Annotated in this window: 12 protein-coding genes; 4 read left to right on the forward strand and 8 right to left on the reverse strand. The window is 58.9% G+C overall.

What is annotated here, in order from left to right:
• Nucleotides 1-62: 62 nt before the first annotated feature.
• Nucleotides 63-2,003 (reverse strand): DUF1592 domain-containing protein, encoded by a 1,941-nt coding sequence (locus tag EC9_RS06100; RefSeq protein WP_218934621.1) that lies wholly within the window; start codon nt 2,001-2,003, stop codon nt 63-65.
• Between the two features lie 237 nt (nt 2,004-2,240).
• Between EC9_RS06100 and EC9_RS06105 the strand changes: the two genes are divergently transcribed.
• Together EC9_RS06105 and EC9_RS06110 are read left to right on the forward strand one after the other, a co-directional pair.
• Nucleotides 2,241-3,404, forward strand: coding sequence for a prenyltransferase/squalene oxidase repeat-containing protein (locus EC9_RS06105; protein ID WP_145343261.1), 1,164 nt, complete (start codon nt 2,241-2,243; stop codon nt 3,402-3,404).
• A 16-nt stretch (nt 3,405-3,420) separates the two neighbouring features.
• The gene (locus tag EC9_RS06110; protein ID WP_145343263.1) at nt 3,421-4,197 is read left to right on the forward strand and encodes a hypothetical protein; all 777 of its coding nucleotides are present in this window, start codon (nt 3,421-3,423) and stop codon (nt 4,195-4,197) included.
• Between the two features lie 21 nt (nt 4,198-4,218).
• Here EC9_RS06110 and EC9_RS06115 read toward each other — a convergent pair whose 3' ends face one another.
• Nucleotides 4,219-5,652 (reverse strand): DUF1501 domain-containing protein, encoded by a 1,434-nt coding sequence (locus EC9_RS06115; RefSeq protein ID WP_145343265.1) that lies wholly within the window; start codon nt 5,650-5,652, stop codon nt 4,219-4,221.
• Between the two features lie 220 nt (nt 5,653-5,872).
• On the opposite strand from EC9_RS06115, the gene EC9_RS06120 reads away from it, so the two are divergent.
• Nucleotides 5,873-6,991, forward strand: coding sequence for a Gfo/Idh/MocA family protein (locus tag EC9_RS06120; RefSeq protein WP_145343267.1), 1,119 nt, complete (start codon nt 5,873-5,875; stop codon nt 6,989-6,991).
• Nucleotides 6,992-7,143: 152 nt separating this feature from the next.
• Nucleotides 7,144-8,196: a prenyltransferase/squalene oxidase repeat-containing protein gene (locus EC9_RS06125; RefSeq protein WP_145343269.1), complete on the forward strand. Its 1,053-nt coding sequence runs from the start codon at nt 7,144-7,146 to the stop codon at nt 8,194-8,196.
• A 30-nt stretch (nt 8,197-8,226) separates the two neighbouring features.
• Here the strand turns inward: EC9_RS06125 and kdsB are convergent, their stop codons facing one another.
• The 6 genes from kdsB to ftsH all read right to left on the reverse strand — a co-directional run bounded on the left by kdsB (nt 8,227) and on the right by ftsH (nt 16,624).
• On the reverse strand, nt 8,227-8,985 hold the full coding sequence (gene kdsB / locus EC9_RS06130; RefSeq protein ID WP_145343271.1) for a 3-deoxy-manno-octulosonate cytidylyltransferase: 759 nt from the start codon (nt 8,983-8,985) through the stop codon (nt 8,227-8,229).
• 174 nt (nt 8,986-9,159) lie between these two features.
• Entirely contained in the window at nt 9,160-9,792 is a 633-nt protein-coding gene (locus tag EC9_RS06135; RefSeq protein WP_145118671.1) for a 3-keto-disaccharide hydrolase, read from the reverse strand.
• Nucleotides 9,793-9,943: 151 nt separating this feature from the next.
• Complete coding sequence (locus EC9_RS06140) at nt 9,944-10,360, reverse strand: hypothetical protein (protein WP_145118674.1); 417 nt, start codon at nt 10,358-10,360, stop codon at nt 9,944-9,946.
• A 143-nt stretch (nt 10,361-10,503) separates the two neighbouring features.
• Nucleotides 10,504-13,098 carry a serine/threonine protein kinase gene (locus EC9_RS06145; protein WP_145343273.1) on the reverse strand — a complete coding sequence of 865 codons (2,595 nt, stop codon included), beginning with the start codon at nt 13,096-13,098 and terminating at the stop codon, nt 10,504-10,506.
• Nucleotides 13,099-13,395: 297 nt separating this feature from the next.
• Nucleotides 13,396-14,547, reverse strand: a complete 1,152-nt coding sequence (gene rsgA, locus EC9_RS06150; protein WP_145343275.1) for a ribosome small subunit-dependent GTPase A — start codon at nt 14,545-14,547, stop codon at nt 13,396-13,398.
• Nucleotides 14,548-14,620: 73 nt separating this feature from the next.
• On the reverse strand, nt 14,621-16,624 hold the full coding sequence (ftsH, locus tag EC9_RS06155; protein ID WP_145343277.1) for an ATP-dependent zinc metalloprotease FtsH: 2,004 nt from the start codon (nt 16,622-16,624) through the stop codon (nt 14,621-14,623).
• Nucleotides 16,625-16,755: the final 131 nt, after the last annotated feature.

Raw genomic sequence — 16,755 nt, forward strand, 5'->3', positions numbered from 1 at the left:
TGGAGAGGTTGGTTGGAAGGCGGGAGGCGTGGTCGGCTGCGTCGCAAGCGACGTCGGCGATCTTATTCGGCAGCTTTGAAATAACGATGTTGGAACGGATAACTGACGACAATCGTTTCGATGATCGCCGCGGCGCGATGGTCCTGCTCTTTTAAGGCTTTCATGCAATCTTCGATCACACACTGATCGAACTTATTGAGCCCGCGACCCAAGGCGAAGCCGAGCAGTTTCTTGACAAAGTGTTTTTCGAAATCGTGCGACCGTTTTAAGACCACTTTCTTCAACTCGCTCGGCCCAGTAAACGATTCGCCCGACGGCAATTTGCCCCCGGCATCGATCGCAAATCCGTTTTCCGATTCGCGCCAACGGCCCAGAGCGTCGAAGTTTTCCAGCCCGAAGCCCAGCGGATCCATGCGGTTGTGGCACGATGCGCACTCGGGATTCTTGCGGTGGATCTCCAGTCGCTCGCGCAGCGATACCACTTTCTCCGTCTCCGCGGCTTCCAACGCCGGAACGCCCGGCGGCGGTGGAGGAACGCGCGATCCGAGGATGTCTTCCAACAGCCAGCGGCCTCGCAGCACCGGGCTTGTCCGCCGCGGATACGATGTAGCCATCAGCGTCGCACCAAGTGTGAGCACTCCGCCTCGCCCGGTTTCTCCTGCGTCGAGAGGTTGCCAATCGGCACCGTCGGCCGCGTTCAAACCATAGTGTTTTGCGATTCGGTCGTTGGCGTAGACGTACGGGGCGTCGATCAATTCCAGCAGCGATCGGTCTTCGCGGAAGACGTTTGCGATCGTCAGAATCGCTTCTTCGCGAAGATCTTCGGCCAGCTGGCGATTGTATTCCGGATAGACCTCCGCGTCGGGGCGGATGTTGGTCAGTAGGTTGTTGATGTTGATCCACTGCAAGCCAAAGTTCTCGCCGAGATAGCGAGCCTTCGGATCGTCGAGCATCCGACGGGTTTCGTCGATCACTTGTTCGGGCGTGTCGAGTTCACCCGCGTCGGCTCGGGCCAACAGTTGTTCGTCGGGAATCGAAGACCACAGGAACAGCGACAATCGCATCGCCAATTGATGCGGTGTCAGTCGTTGCACGCCTCCTTCGGCCGATTCCGATTCGACGACAAACATGAAGTTCGGCGACAGGAGAATTGCCTTCAGCGGTTCGGCGATCGATTGCTCGTAGTCTTTTCCGTCGGCCTGCACCGCAGCGAACAACTGCATCAGTCGATCGATCTCGTCGTCGGCGATCGGTCGTCGCCAGGCACGCCGCGCAAATCGACCGAGTGTCGTGCGAGCGGCTTGTTCGGCGGAGAGTTCCGTTCCGTCGGCAGCCTTGCCCGGCAAGGTCAATTGCAGCGGAGCGTTTCCAGTCGACGCGGGCTCGGAGATCGCGCGGCCGATCACGTCGGCAGCGACCGCCAGATATTGTTCGAAATGAATTGGCGACGTGAACAGCGAATCGCCGTTGGTATCGAAGCCTTCCCCACCGGCACCGTCCGATGGAATTTCAAACCGCGGATCGACGGCAAGTCCCGTCGCGTCGCGGATCGCATTGAGGTATTCGGTGCGCGTCAACCGGCGACTCATCACCACGCCGCGGTACCAAGCTTGCGTCTCCTCGTTGGCGATCTGCGAACACAGGTCCTCTTTCGGTTGCGAATCCAACCAGCGATGAAACGCACTCTTCTGCTTGTCGTTCAGTTGCGGGCTCCCCTCGGGCGGCATCTCCTTCAGTCGCACGCGTTTGCCGACCCGTTCCCAGATGCCCATGTGCTTGGCGACTTCTTCGCCACTTGGGAATTTGGCAAGATCGAACTCTCCGTCGGCATCTTCACCGCGGTGACACTCGATGCAACGCGACTCGATGATCGGCAGGACCGATTCATTAAAATCCTGCTTCCATTTGTCCAACGCTTTCGCATCGACAGCCCAGGCCGAGGATTGCCCGAGGGTGAAAGCGGCAATAGCAAGCATTCCGCTGAATGCAAACAAGCGATCCATAGAGGGAGGGCCATGATTCCGAGGTAGGTTACGCAGCGCGTCAGGACGGTAAGGGGAGGTATCGGTCCTTCGACCGAAAAAATGGCTGCATAGTAAACCCATTATAGATTCGCGGCTGACAAGCGTCCATTGCAAAGCGTCGTTGAGAGGTTTGGCATTCGGTTTGCGTTGTCTTTTCGGCGGAACCGCTCGCCTGTTGGTTGAGCCGACAAAACGCTTACCTTTTGGAGTTGCTGGATGTATCAACGATGGAAATTCCGCCACGCGCGACGCCTTTTTGTCACCGCCGCTCTGGTGGCGGTAACCGCTGGCGGCGCGTTCGCTCAACCGGCAGCGGAGGTGACGAAAACGGAAACCGTTTCGAAGTCGGAAGCTCTGCGTCGCGAGATCGTCGATAAAGGGCTGGCCTATCTGGCAAAGCAGGGGCAATCGGATGCCGGCACCTTCTCCGATAAAGTTGGCCCCGGGGTGACCGCCTTGGCGCTGACATCGGCGCTGCGAAACGGTCGGACTGCAAACGATCCGATGGTCGCGGCGGGGCTCAAGGCGCTCGAAGGATTCGTTAAGCCCGACGGCGGGATCTACGGCAACGGACGGCTGCGGAACTATGAGACCTGCGTCGCGATGGTCTGTTTCTCCGAAGCCAATTCGGGTGGTCAGTACAACGAAATTCTGAAGCGTGCCAAAGACTTTGTGACGGGGATTCAATACGGCCAAGGAAAACGCGATCCGTCGGATCCGTGGTACGGCGGCGTCGGATATGGTGGCGACGGTCGGCCCGATCTCTCCAACACCGGCTACTTTATCGAAGCCCTTCGCGCGGCGGAGGTCGAGCCGAACGATCCGGCGATCCAACGGGCGTTGGTCTTTATCTCGCGGTGTCAGAACCTGGACAGTAAACACAACGAAACGCAGTTTGCCGGTAAGGTCGACGACGGCGGCTTCTATTACGAGATCCCAACAACCAAGATCGACCCGAGCACTTCGGACGAACGCTTTACGCCCAACGGCGGTCTCCGTAGCTACGGATCGATGTCGTACAACGGGCTCAAGAGCATGATCTATGCGGGGCTGACCACCAAGGATCCCCGCGTTCAAGCGGCGGTGCAGTGGATCACCGATCATTACGACGTCGAAAACAATCCCGGCATGGGCTCGGCCGGCCTCTTTTATTACTACCACACCTTCGCCGCCGCACTGCAGGCCGCGGGTCTGAAAACCGTCAAAGATGCCAACGGGAAGGAGCACGATTGGCGAGCCGATTTGATCGCCGAACTGGCCGATCGTCAGCAGGCCGATGGATCGTGGTCGAACGACAATCGCCGCTGGTTCGAGAACGATAAGAACCTCGCGACAAGTTTCGCTTTGATGGCGTTGTCCTATTGTACTCCCGCCAAGTAACCCCGAGCACGTGTCGATGAAGTCGTTTCAACCAACGATCGGCCTGTCCGCGATTCCGTCGTTAAACAGGTGGAATTGCCTGTACGTGGTCCAGTTGGCCACGCTGGTCGCGATGCTGTCGTGGGCGATCTTCGATCCGTTGTTCGAACCGCTCGTCGAGGCATTGATTCGAGGAAGCGAATCGCCGATCGCAGCGCTACGTTTGGCCAAGGAGATGGTTGGCGCATGGCGTGCCTCGCTGTTGGTCTTGTTGCTCGTGTTGGCTGGCGGATCTTTAGGTGGACTGTTTCTGGGGATGCTCAAGGGAACCGCGGCCAGCCGATCGGTTCGGTCGCTGCGATCGTTGATGATGTTGACGGCCGTCGTCGCGTTGTGGTGCGGTTTGGTGATCAATCATGCGTCGTTGGCTTGGCAGGGAAAACGGCTGCGATTGGTCTCACGCATCGACGAGCTGGAAACGATCGCGCGACCACTGCGAAGCGACTGGCCACGCGAGGATGGCGAGCTGCCGCGGATCGGCCCGTTCATGGCGTATCCCTTTGGCGATCCAACAACGATGATCCTGTTGGCTCCGCCGACAGTTTCCGGAGGAGAGATCTGCATCGCGACGATTCAACGCTGCGGCGACGGAGCGCTCAAGTTGCAATTAGGTGGGGATTCGGCCGATTGGGTCGAATGGCATCCCGAATCGAGCGAGCCCGAATCGTTTGTCGGTGGGCTGCAAGACAGCCATCACCTGCGATCGCATCTGCGGCTCGGATCGGGCTGGTTTTTGGTTCGCTACGACGCGTGACGACTTGCGAACTCGCTGCGGTTAAGTCAGCCCCGGCATCGGATCGCCGTGATAGATGGGCATCGGGCGATCCAGCAGATCGTGCCAGTAGGAAGTGCGGGGAATCCCGAGCGCGGAATAGATCGTGGCGGCAAAGTTCTCGGGAGTCTGTGGGCTGTCCTTGGGCCAACCGCCATGTTGATCGGACGACCCGACCACGCGGCCTCCTTCGATTCCGCCGCCGGCCAAAAAGACCGACTGGCAAGCGCCCCAGTGGTCGCGTCCCGGGTGGGCGTAGGCGCTCGGAAGGTGCGAGATTTTTGGAGTCCGGCCGAATTCGCCCGCCATCACGATCAGGGTCTCGTCCAATTGGCCCGACGCGTCGAGATCATCCAACAGCGCCGCGACGGCTTGATCCATCGGCGGCAATAGATAGTTCTTCAGGTTCGGAAACGCGTTGCCATGCGTATCCCAGGTTTCGTTGTTGCCAAGATTGACTTGAACCAAGTTCACGCCGGCGCCGACCAATCGTCTCGCAAGCAGCAGCGACCAACCGAAGACATGTCGGCCGTAGCGGTCGAGCGTCTTGGGATCGGCGTCGACGACGTCCAACGCTTTGCTCATCTTTCCGTCGGCTAACATCGACAACGCCCGTTCTTGGAAGCGATCGAAGCTGTCGACTTCGGCGAGCTGCCGCAGTCCCCGCTGCTGCGATTGCAGTTCGTTTAACAAGTCGACGCGGCTGCCCAAGCGGCCTTTGGAAATCGCGGCGGGCAGTTGTAAGCTGGGCAGTCCAAACGAGAGGTCTTTCGGATTTTCCGCGCCACGCGCGTGATGAAAACCATATTCGGGCCACGCACCGTAGGCCTGCCGGTTTGTGCTGCAGCAATCCAGTAAAAAAGGATCGGTCCCCGGTCCCATCTGTCCGCCGAATTGCCCCGGCAAAACGCGGCCCGATCGATGGACCAACTTCTCCGGCAGCATGATCGCTGGCGGCAGGTTGTTGACCGATTGCGTCACCTGTCCGGCGATCGCGGCGATCGATGGATGGTCGGTATGTTTGGGACCGTTGGGACTGAATCCGGTCGGCAGATCGGAGCGTCCCGAGAGCATCACCATGTGTCCCATCGAGTGTTCGTTGTGGGGATGCGTTAGGCTGCGGACCAACGACCACTTCTCGCTGCGAGCGGCCAGTTGAGGCAGGTGCTCGCAGATCTGCAGCCCCGGCGTTCGGGTGGCGATCGGTTGGAACTCGCCGCGGATCTCCGCCGGGGCGTCGGGCTTCATGTCGAAGCTCTCATGTTGGGCCAGCCCGCCCGACAGAAAGATGTAGATCACGTTTTTCGCTCGCGCCGATTCAAACGACGGGGCGGCTTCGGCTCGCAACCGATCCAGATGGGACATGCCCAGCCCAAGCAGACCAACAGCGCCGGCTTGGATCGCTTGGCGACGGGGAAGTTGTGGGTGCTGGAACATGCGTGGGCGACTCCGTGAGGTGAGGTGGGGAGCGAGTCGTTAGGGGGGCAAGCGAAAGTGTAGCGAGTTTGGCTGCGACACGCAAAAAATCATTGCGATTTGTTGGCCGCAGCGGCGTTGCGGGAACTCCCAGCGGAGGGACCAAGACGTTATAAATTGTCACTGATCGTGCGGAATGAAGCTCGACCTTGTCGCTAATCTCTTTGGTTGGAAAAACAGCATGCATGGAAATATTTGTCGTTGGGGAATCCTGAGCACCGCAGCGATCGCGAAGAAGAACTGGGATTCGATTCGGAATTCGGGAAACGGCCAGGTCGTGGCGGTCGCTAGTCGATCGGCGGAAAAGGCCCAGGCGTTTATCGCCGCCTGCCAAGCCTCGGCTCCTGTGTCGCATACGGTCGATGCCGTCGGCAGCTACGATGATCTGCTGGCCCGCAGCGACATCGATGCTGTCTACATTCCATTGCCGACCGGACTGCGAACCGATTGGGTCGTCAAAGCTGCCAATGCTGGCAAGCACGTGATGGTCGAAAAGCCGTGTGGCGTGACGGTCGACGATGTGCAGCGGATGATCGATGCATGCAACGCCAACAACGTCCAGTTCATGGATGGCGTGATGTATATGCACAGCAAACGGATGGCCGAGATGCGTCGGGTCTTGGACGATGGCAGCAGTGTCGGGACGATTCGCCGAATCACCAGCCAGTTCAGTTTCTGTGCTCCCGAGGATTGGGTGCAGAGCAATATTCGGACTGGCAGCGATCTGGAGCCGGCCGGATGTCTGGGCGATCTGGGCTGGTATACCATCCGCTTCATCCTGTTTGCGATGAACTATCAGATGCCGACGGAAGTCCGGGGGCGGATTTTGCATTCGGTGTGCCGCGACGGAAGTGGGCAGGCGGTGCCGATGGAGTTTCAAGGGGAGCTGCAATTTGAGGGAGGAGCTTCGGCGTCGTTCTATAACTCCTTCCGAACCAACCATCAGCAGTTGGGCCATATCAGCGGCGACAAAGGTTATCTGCAGGTCAACGATTTTGTCCTCCCTTTCCTCGGGAACACCTCCAGCTTTGAAGTCGCCAACCACAACTTCGTCGAAGATGGATGTCGGTTCACGATGGAACAGCATTCCCGCCAGGTCGGCGTCGCGGAATACAGCAACAATGCGGCCGACGCGCAGGAGACTCAGTTGTTTCGAAAGTTCTCGGAACTGGTGCTGTCGGGAACTCGCGACCCCTTCTGGCCCAAAGTGTCTTTGAAAACTCAGGCGATTCTCGATGCGGCTCTGCGGTCGGCGAATCACGAAGGGCGTGCGGAAACCGTCCCGATGTTCAACGATTAACCTCGCGAGCATCGAATACAATGGAATCGTCCTTGCCGGGCTGACGACACTCTATAATGGAGTGCAGCAGGGGCTCGGCTGCGACACGGGAATCGTTCCGCCCTTTATGGCGGGCGACCCCTGCGACCTTCAGTTTTAAAGGATTCCAAACGATGTCATTATCGCTCTCTCGACGCGCGATGCTCCGCGATACGGCCGCGGCCGGCTTGGCTCTTTCGCTAGCGGCCGGTTCCGCCCCGCGAGCGGGTGCTGCCAAACGCGACCCGCGTTGGGAAGAATCGATCCAACGGGGACTCGATTGGTTGGCCCGAACCCAGTCGTCGCGGGGGCAATGGAACGCCCAGCACTATCCGACCGCCCTAGCCGCTCTGGCCGGCGCGGCGATGATCGGGTCGGGGTCGACGACCACGCAGGGGCCTTACGCCCGGCCGATCGCCCGAGCTACCGATTTTCTGATCAGCAAATGCCGCGACAACGGGCTGATCGGCGATCCGTTAACCGATTCTCGGTACACCTACGGCCACGGCTTTTCGATGCTGTTTCTGTCGCAGGTGCTCGGCGAAGAGGGACTTGTCGATCGCCGCCGCGAGCTAGTCGATGTGTTGAGCAAAGCTGTGCAGTTCAGCGGATATGCTCAGACGCCGGCGGGTGGTTGGGGATACGTGTCGGCTCGCGATGGAAACAACTTCGACGAGGGGAGCACTACGATCACGCAGGTCCAAGGTTTGCGAGGCTGTCGCAACGCGGGGATTCCTGTGCCCGGGGAGATCATCGAAAAGGCAAAGCAATACATCTACGAGTGTAAAAACGCCGACGGCGGGATCAGTTACAGCTCGCGACAGACCGGCAGCAGTCGCCCGGCGATCACCGCGGCGGCCCTGGCGGCGCTATACAACGCGGGGGATTACGACGGCGAACATGTTCCCGACATGCTCGATTACGCCAAGAAGAGCCTGCATCGGATCAGCGGCGAACAGCAGGCATACGGCCACTGGCACTACACCTATCTCTATTACAGCCAAGTCGTCTACCGGCAGGGGGAAGCCGAATGGGCTCCGTTTCGCGACAAACTGTACGATCGGATCGTCGGCGAACAGAAAGCCGACGGCTACTGGGAAGGCCAGATCCATCCGGTCTACGTGACCGCATGCAATCTGATCATGCTGCAGTTGGATAAAGGTTACCTGCCGATCTATCAGCGCTAGTCGGCATTCTCGCGGCAGCGACGCCGTCGGTTAGCCGTCGGTGGCCAGTTTGCGTTCGAACGCTCGCAGATCCTCTTCGGTATCGATTCCGATCGCGGGATGGTCGATCTTGCCGACCACGATCCGCCGGCCTGCTTCCAGCAATCGCAATTGTTCCAGCCGTTCGGTCAGCTCCAGCGGGCTGGGGGCCTGCTGAGTGAACCACTGCAACACTTCGCGGCGGTAGGCATACAGGCCGATGTGCTGCCAGCAGAGTGGCGGGTCGTGATCGACCAGCGCCTGGAAGTCTTGATCGCGAGGCAGCGGGATCGGGCTGCGGCTGAAGTACAACGCATACCCGCCCGTCTCCAGCACGACCTTGACGCAGTTGGGGTTCTTCAGATCGGCGACGTCACGAATCGGAGTTGCTAGCGTCGCCGCGTAGGCTTCGGGATGTTGTTCCAACAGATCGACAACCAGATCGATCGCATCGGGATCGATCTCCGGTTCGTCGCCTTGAACGTTCACGAAGACGTCGGCTTGGTCATCGGCTAACGCAGCTTCGGCGACTCGGTCGGTTCCGCTTTGGCAATCGACCGACGTCATCATCGCGTTGCCGCCAAAACGCTCGACTTCCGCTAGCAATCGCGGATCGTCGACCGCCACGATCATCGAAGCGGCTCGCCGCGATCGGCTGGCCGCCTCGTAGGTTCGCTGCAGAATCGATTTCCCCGCGACGACCCGCAGCAGTTTTTCGGGCAATCGTGTCGACGCCAGTCGCGCCGGAATGACAATCTTGGCGTTGAGCATAAATCGAGAGAGATCGTTCTGCGGTTTGGGACGACGTGATGGAAAGGAACGGATACTACCCGGCTAGTAAAGAGTTTTCTAGTTCAACCGCGCGGGCATCGCCCCGCGCTTTTGAAGGCCGCGCGGCCCGATGGGCTCGCGGTTAAACGAAAAATACAACTCAACCTGCTTAACTCAGTCGAGTTTCTTGACGCGAAGGTTCTTGAAGTAGACGACGCTATCGGGGTCGTGCGCTTGCAACGCGAACGTACCTTCGCTGAGCCGGCGATCGAAGCCCGAATTGTCGGCTTGCTTGTTCTCCGGTTCGGTGTAATCGACCATCGTTTCGCCGTTCAGCTTCAGGACGATGTGGCGTCCCTTGACGATGATCTCCTGCGTGTACCACTCGTTGTCTTTCACGGGCGGTGCAGCGACGTTATCGACCGCGTACAGACTGCTGCTCTTCTTCGGGTCCTTGTGAGTGACGTTGACCTGGCACTCGTAGCCCTTCACGGGCCAACCCTCTTGTTGGAACTTGGTGTGGAAATAGATGCCGGCGTTGCTGCCGGGAGTTGTCATCACGTCGGCTTTGAAGTGGAAGTCCTTGAACGGCGCGAGATCGCCTTCGTAGAACAGGTGGCTGCGCGGGCCATCACACATCAGCGTGCCATCTTTGACCGACCAGCTGTCGGTGTTTTCCGACGCCTTCCAACCGCTGAGCGACTTGCCGTCGAACAACTGGGTGAAGCCTTCCTCTTGAGCGACCGAGGGACGGGCCAGAGCGGAGACAAACAACAGAGCGATCGAGCAATGGAATAAATGTTTCATCGGGGGAGATCTTTCGTTGGGGGAGGTTTTACGTGTTTGCTTCTGTGTCGCGATTCTTCAATCGAGGTTTACGAATGAGAAAACGCCAGGCGAATTGAATTCGTCTGGCGTTTTGATGTTTCGATTCCCAAGAGTCAGGGAAAAGCAAGCATTACAGGTTGGCGTCGGTCGCTGGCAACTTGCCGGCGGAGATCTTGGCGCCAAATGCTTCGCCGTCTTTCGACTTCTCTTTGTTCACAGTTTCGAACATGGTCGTCATCGTTTTGACAGCTGCTTCTTTGGTGCTGTCGTCTTTGTACTGCGCCTTCAGGTCACCGATCTTGATGTCCTTCGACTTCAGGAATGCGGTCATCGCGGTGCCGTATTCGTTGCGGCTTTCGGCGGTCTTCTTGTCCTTGACACCTTTGACGTGGCAGAGGTTGCAGCCAGCCTTGCGGGCAACTGTCTTGAAGTCGCCGCTGTCGTCGCCAGCGTAGATGTTAGACCATTCTTTTTTCAATTCACCGATAGCCATGGCTTGCGAAGCGGTAACCGTCATAGCGATCGTCAGTAACAAAACTCGCAACATTCGATTCAGTCTCCAGGAGGTAATTTTCAGGTAGGTGTTAGCGAAGTAGATTCGAGGCAAGGCAGTCGTTTGCTGAGATAGCAAACATTCTGCTCACTAGATTTAAGCTGCCAAGTGCCCCATTGTCAAATATCGGCAAGGTTTTACAGAGACTTTGTCGGCATTGGTAGCTTTGGAATGGTAGCCGGATCAAATCCGGGAGGCAAAACGCCATCCTGCAGATAATCGCGGGGAACGTGGGTGTGGACTGGTTTGCCGCGAGGGAAAATATCCGACCAGATCACGGTACTCTTGGGGCGCTCCTCTTCGAAGCCGGCAAACCAACTCGCCTCATCGTTTAAATCGGTCCAACCGTACTCCAGCGAGTCCCCTTGGGTATCGCTGGCTCGGTAGATCACTCCCATCCGGTCTTCGTCCAGTTGGTAAGCGTTGCTTTTCCCTTGCATCGATAGGCATTGGGCGGCGGTTGCTTGTAGGTCGTTTAGTCCGGCGACTTCAAACTGTCGCGATTCGGGGGACGATACAAAGGTGCAGCTGTTGGACGATCGGTTCAGCGTCACGGGGAACGATGCCGACGGGCTGAGCTGGACGCGAGCGAAGCCATCGTCGCAATGGGCAGTGACATGGTCCAATTTGATTTTGATCTGTTCCATCGCAAAGGAAGCCTTTGCCGCGCCGCCGGTCTCTAGGAAACGGCCCGTTGTCGCTAGCAAACCGTTGCTCCATTCGACGTCCAGCCGCGACGCGCTATCCATTCCGATCAACGTCATCTGGCCGCGGAAGACGCAGTTTTTCAGTTTTAGCCAGACCAGCAGGCCGGCCGAAGTGGCCGTCGGTTGACGGTTGGGAGTCGGTTCAACGCCGTTCGATTTGACTTGAAAGGCATACACATCGCCGCGGCGAGCGAGGTTGTCGATCGTGATCGAACAATCGCTCAATTCGATCTTCTCTTTGGATTGGCCCGTCAGTCCAAAGACGGCGCCGCCATCGCGAGCCGATCCGGTTTGCCAGAAGAAGTGGATGCCTTCGAAAGCGATCCCGTTCCCGCCGGTGACGATCTTGATCGGCGGTTCCATCGACGGCATCGCATCGTCTTTTAGGATCACCATGCCGGCAAAGCCTTCGGCGACCCGAATCTTCAGTCCGCTGCGAGGGATCCGCAGTTGGGCGACTTCGAGCTCATCGGCTCGCAATTCGATGGTATCGATCGTGGTGTTCGATTTCGCTTTTTCCAACGCGTCGAGAAGCGTGGTGACCGCGCGGGGATCGTCAGCGCGGGCGCTGGGGTTCACGATCAGCGTCGTCCAAGGAACCGGCGGTGGATCGTTGGTCGCATCTTTCAGCTCTGCCGCGGCCAGCCGCTGTCGCGCCGCTTCGGCGTCGACGGCTGTCGGGCTGTTCCCCGCACCTTCGTTGGTCTCGCTGGACGTCGCTGACGGCGTTTCGGTAGACGCCACCGCGCCGGCGATCGATTGGGGGCGGGCCCGCAGTTCATCGGGGCGTGGGATCTGCAGATCGCTCTCGCCAGCCGACATCATCTGGATCCAAACCGTGCTCAGCAGCAGCAGGCTGACCGCGACGATCCATGGCAGATGTTGCTGCAGCAGCGACGGCCAGACGCTGGGCGTCGGCACCGACGTCGTTCCCATCGCGGCGGATCGAGTGAGCCCCAATTGTTTTGACAGATGGTGCAGATCGGCAATCGCGTCGGCTGGTCGCGGGTAGCGGTCGCTCGGCTTTTTCGCGAGCAATTTATGGATGATCGCCGTCAGATCGGGATGGATCTCGGGGCGGAAGACCGCTGGATTGGGAGGCGCCGCGTTGCCGTGGTTCATCAATTTCTGAACGATCGAGCCGCCCGGAAAGGGAGGCCGGCCGACGAGGATGAAATACAAGGTGCAGCCGAGCGAATAGAGATCGCTGCGGACATCGGCTTCGCGCGGGTCGCGGGCTTGTTCGGGAGAGATGTAGTCGAACGTTCCCAGCGTCACGCCGCTGGCGGTCATGTCGTCGGTGACTTCGACGTGTTGAGACCTCGCTAGGCCCATATCGACAAGTTTCACCTGTCCGCTGGATGTGACCAAGACGTTCGAAGGTTTGATGTCGCGATGGACTACGCCTCGTTCGTTTGCATGCTCAAGCGCCTCGGCGACCTGCCGCGTGTAATAGACCGCGTCGTCGATCGACAGCACACCCTCTTGGGCGACCAAGTCGCGCAGGTTGATCCCATCGATGTGTTCAAAGACGATGTAGTGCCAGCCGTTTTCCTGGCCGACGTCGTAGACCCGAGCGATGTTCGGATGGTCCAGCTTGGCCGCACTTTGGGCTTCGTTCTTGAACCGCCGCAGCAGGTCGGGATCTTCGCCGACGCGTGGAATCACCTTGATCGCCACCGTTCGGTCCAACCGCGTGTCGGCAGCTCGGAAGACAGCGCCCATGCCGCCGCCACCGATCAGGCACTGCAGTCGGAAATTCCCCAGTTCGGCTCCTTCGAGAACCTTGGCAACCTCTGCCGGTGTCGCTTGTTCCGATGGTGGTGGAGGCAACTGGCCGCCCGATCGGCGAATCACAGTTTGAGCTGACTCGACGCGCGACGATCCATGTCCGATCGCTGCGGGGACGACGCCCGATTCCGAGCCATCGCTGGCGTCAGCCAATCGGCGAACCGTCGGCGCATCGGTATCGAAACCGCCATCGAGTGGTAGCTGCGTCGTTCGCTGAGTGCTGAACTCTGACATCTGCCGCGCCGGGTGAAATCATTCGTTCGAGAAAAGGCCTCACAAACGCCAGAGTTTCCGTTCCGGGGTTTGCAGGGTGTGGTTGATTGGAAGGGGCGCAAAGCCGACTCCCACAGGCATAACCTTAATTGGAATCGCTGTTTCGGTCAATCTTTTGCCCGTTTGCCTGGCCTGCCAATATCACCGTTTCGGCATAATCCTAAGCGATTCTGCAATCGAATCGCCTTTGCTGGCAAAGCTGATTAGATCACCCGGCCAGGTTTGAGGAGCGACTGGTGAGGTGGGCGATGGGGGCAATCAACGCCCTTTGTTCATCAAGTCTTCTTCCAGCAGATGGCAATAGCTGTCGTAGCGACGCGCGTCGATCCGGCCGTCGGCGACTGCATCTTTGACCACGCACTGGTCCTCATCCAAATGCAAGCAATCCGAATAACGGCAGCCGCTGACATAAGGTCGCAGGTCGGGCATCAAGGCGGACACTTCGCCAGGAGTGATGTCCCAGAGCTGGAATTGCCGGATCCCGGGGGTGTCGACGACAAACCCGCCGCTGGAAAGAGGAATTAGTTTTGCGGCGGTTGTCGTGTGCCGCCCCTTCTGGTTTTCGGAGCTGACGCTGGAGACGCGGAGGGCCAGCCCCGGTTCGATCACGTTCAGCAGGCTGCTTTTGCCAACGCCACTCTGCCCCACGACCGCTGTCTCGCGATTGGCGATCACTTGGCGAAGGAAATCGATTCCTTGGCCGGTCTCGGCCGAACAGGTCAGCACGCGATAGCCTAGCTGGCCGAAGGTGCCGACCAATTGCTGATACTCCGCCGCGTCGACCAGATCGATCTTGTTGATGCAGATGATCGGAGTGATGCCAAAGTGTTCGGCGGTCAGGAGGAAACGATCGATAAGTCCCGGCTTCAGCCCCGGTTCGGCGGCGCTGGTGACGATCATCAACCAGTCGACGTTGGCGACAATCACATGTTGGCGGCCGCGGCTGGTTCGGCTCAGAACATGTGAACGCGGCTCGACCCGTTCGATCATTCCCTCTTGATTGTCGGCCGTTCGGATCGCGACGCGATCACCGGTGGCGATCACATGCCGTTGATCGGTGCTGAGCGATTTAAGCAACTGGCGAACGGTGCAGCTGTAGACGACGCCGTCGTCCCCCATCACTCGGCTCTGCAGCCCGTGGACGCTCAGCACGCGGCCGGCGATCAACGCATCGTCGGAATCGAGTTGAACGTTCAGGCCGCCGTTGGAATCATCGATCGCATCGCCGAAGACGGTTCGGTGCCGCGTGAGCGCCCCTTTGCCGCTGACGCGTTCGCCATGCTGGGCGTCGGCCAAGCGTTCGGTATCGCCCGTTTTGAACTCGCGGGTCAGGTCGGCATTGCGCGCCTTCCCCTGGTGCTTCTTGCGAAACTCGGTGCGAATTTTCGAGCGGTTCTTTTTACGAGCCATCGGCCAATCCTTCAGCGATCAACGCCGACCGCCTTGGCGATTTGCTGCCGCAGCGGTGGTCATCGCGCCCAATTCACGAATTCGCTTTGGCATTGGGGACTGCATCGGGGGAGTTGGGGACCGTATCGGGTGCGATCACGGTTTCGCTGTGCGCATCCTTATTGGCATCCACGTGAACCGAAGGACCGATCAAAGCGGTGAGGTCTTCTTCGGACAGTTCTTCGCGTTCGAGCAGATCGCGGGTGATCGCTTCGAGTTCGTGTTTCTTGTCGCGAAGCAGCGCCAGCGCTTCCTCGTCGACCTCGTGCAGAATTCTCGCGACCTCGCCGTCGATCATCTCCTGCGTCGCTTCGCTGAACTGACGCTGCTGATGCATCTCGCGACCCAAAAACGGATCTTCGTCGCTGGTCTTGTAGCTGACCGGCCCCAGCTTGGGACTCATGCCCCAATGCGAAACCATCCGCCGGGCGATGCTGGTCGCGCGTTCGAGATCGTTTTCGGCACCAACGGTCGTCTCGTCGTAGATGATCCGTTCGGCGGCGCGGCCCGACAACAGGACGATCAATTGATGTCGCAATTCGCGTTCGGACATGCTCAATCGATCCTCGCTGGGGATCGTTTGGGTGCTTCCCAACGAACGGCCGCGCGGGATGATCGTGACCTTGTGAACGCGGTAGGAACCGTCGAGATACCAAGCGGCGATCGTGTGACCGGCTTCGTGATAGGCTGTTTTTTCCTTCTCCGAATCCTGCAACACCTCTTCGCGCTTGGCTCCCATCAGGATCTTATCGCGAGCGTATTCGAAGTCCTCCATCGCAACCTCGGACTTATCGTTGCGAGCGGCCCAGAGAGCGGCTTCGTTGACCATGTTGCGGATGTCCGCACCGGTCAGTCCAACCGTTCCGGCGGCCAGGGTGCGCAAGTTGACATCGTCGGCCAGCGGCACTTCGCGAACATGGACTTTGAAGATCGCTTCACGGCCGTTGAGCGTCGGGCGTCCGACGGTCACATGGCGATCGAAACGACCTGGACGCAGCAGAGCTGGGTCGAGGACGTCGGGACGGTTGGTTGCCGCCACGACGATGACCGCGTCGCTGCCGCCGAAGCCGTCCATTTCACCAAGGATCTGGTTGAGCGTTTGTTCGCGTTCGTCGTGACCGCCGCCGAGGCCGGCGCCTCGCTGGCGACCCACCGCATCGATTTCATCGATGAAGATGATCGACGGACTGCTCTCCTTGGCGACCTTAAACAGATCGCGGACGCGGCTGGCACCAACACCCACAAACATCTGGATGAATTCCGAGCCGTTGACCGAGAAATAGGGAACGTTCGCTTCGCCAGCGATCGCCCGAGCCAACAGCGTCTTGCCGGTTCCGGGTGGTCCATTTAAGAGAACGCCCTTGGGAACGCGGCCTCCCAACTTTTGGAACTTCTCGGGGCTCTTGAGGAAGTCGACGATCTCTTGCAGATCGGCTTTGACCCCTTCGAGACCTGCGACTTGATCGAACGTGATCGCTTGTTCGCTGGCTTCGTAGCGTTTGGCGGGACTCTTGCTGAACCCCGACAGGAAGCCGCCTCCCATCATCTCGTTCCGCGAGCGACGGTAGGAGAACCAGATGAAGCCGAGCAACAGCAGCGGCAGCATCAGAAACAACATCGTCAGCGTCGGCAGCAATTGATCGGCCGGCGCGTTTTCGACGGTACCGTTTTGAGCCACGATTCGCGAATCGAGGTCTTCGGGCAGTTCGCGATAATAGACCAAGAACTCCGTCGGTAATTTATCCGCATCGGAGGTGGTGGCGGTGGCTGTCTTGTCGCCGAACTTCACCGGCGGGCTGGGTGGGGTCTTGAATTCGCCGACGATATAGCCGTCGCGAACCACAATTTTTTCCACGTTCCCATCGTCGACCTGCTTCAGAAAGAAGCTCCAAGCAACCGCGTTGGCAGTCCCTTCGCCGCGCCAAAACAAAATCACGGCCAAAATGGCAAGCGTCAAAAAAATGACCCATGAATTATTCGATCGACCTTCAGGCTTCTTCTCTCGAGAGCCCGAGGTTTTATCTTCCCGATTCTCCATCAGTTTCCTTTCGATGCCATTGAATCAAGCCTGTCGCCCGCCAATGGCTCGACGTTGTGTACAAGGTTTCCAAGCTGCGATTCTATCGTTCACGATCCCTGGCGATTGCCGATCGCTTGCGTTCGCCGCGA

The sequence above is a fragment of the Rosistilla ulvae genome, assembly GCF_007741475.1.
GTDB classification, from domain to species: Bacteria; Planctomycetota; Planctomycetia; order Pirellulales; family Pirellulaceae; genus Rosistilla; species Rosistilla ulvae.

Bases quoted from the DNA above. Each gene is read 5' to 3' on its own strand.
- EC9_RS06100 (WP_218934621.1), bottom strand. From the start codon at position 2,003: ATGGATCGCTTGTTTGCATTCAGCGGAATGCTTGCTATTGCCGCTTTC.
- EC9_RS06105 (WP_145343261.1), top strand. From the start codon at position 2,241: ATGTATCAACGATGGAAATTCCGCCACGCGCGACGCCTTTTTGTCACC.
- EC9_RS06110 (WP_145343263.1), top strand. From the start codon at position 3,421: ATGAAGTCGTTTCAACCAACGATCGGCCTGTCCGCGATTCCGTCGTTA.
- EC9_RS06115 (WP_145343265.1), bottom strand. From the start codon at position 5,652: ATGTTCCAGCACCCACAACTTCCCCGTCGCCAAGCGATCCAAGCCGGC.
- EC9_RS06120 (WP_145343267.1), top strand. From the start codon at position 5,873: ATGCATGGAAATATTTGTCGTTGGGGAATCCTGAGCACCGCAGCGATC.
- EC9_RS06125 (WP_145343269.1), top strand. From the start codon at position 7,144: ATGTCATTATCGCTCTCTCGACGCGCGATGCTCCGCGATACGGCCGCG.
- kdsB (WP_145343271.1), bottom strand. From the start codon at position 8,985: ATGCTCAACGCCAAGATTGTCATTCCGGCGCGACTGGCGTCGACACGA.
- EC9_RS06135 (WP_145118671.1), bottom strand. From the start codon at position 9,792: ATGAAACATTTATTCCATTGCTCGATCGCTCTGTTGTTTGTCTCCGCT.
- EC9_RS06140 (WP_145118674.1), bottom strand. From the start codon at position 10,360: ATGTTGCGAGTTTTGTTACTGACGATCGCTATGACGGTTACCGCTTCG.
- EC9_RS06145 (WP_145343273.1), bottom strand. From the start codon at position 13,098: ATGTCAGAGTTCAGCACTCAGCGAACGACGCAGCTACCACTCGATGGC.
- rsgA (WP_145343275.1), bottom strand. From the start codon at position 14,547: ATGGCTCGTAAAAAGAACCGCTCGAAAATTCGCACCGAGTTTCGCAAG.
- ftsH (WP_145343277.1), bottom strand. From the start codon at position 16,624: ATGGAGAATCGGGAAGATAAAACCTCGGGCTCTCGAGAGAAGAAGCCT.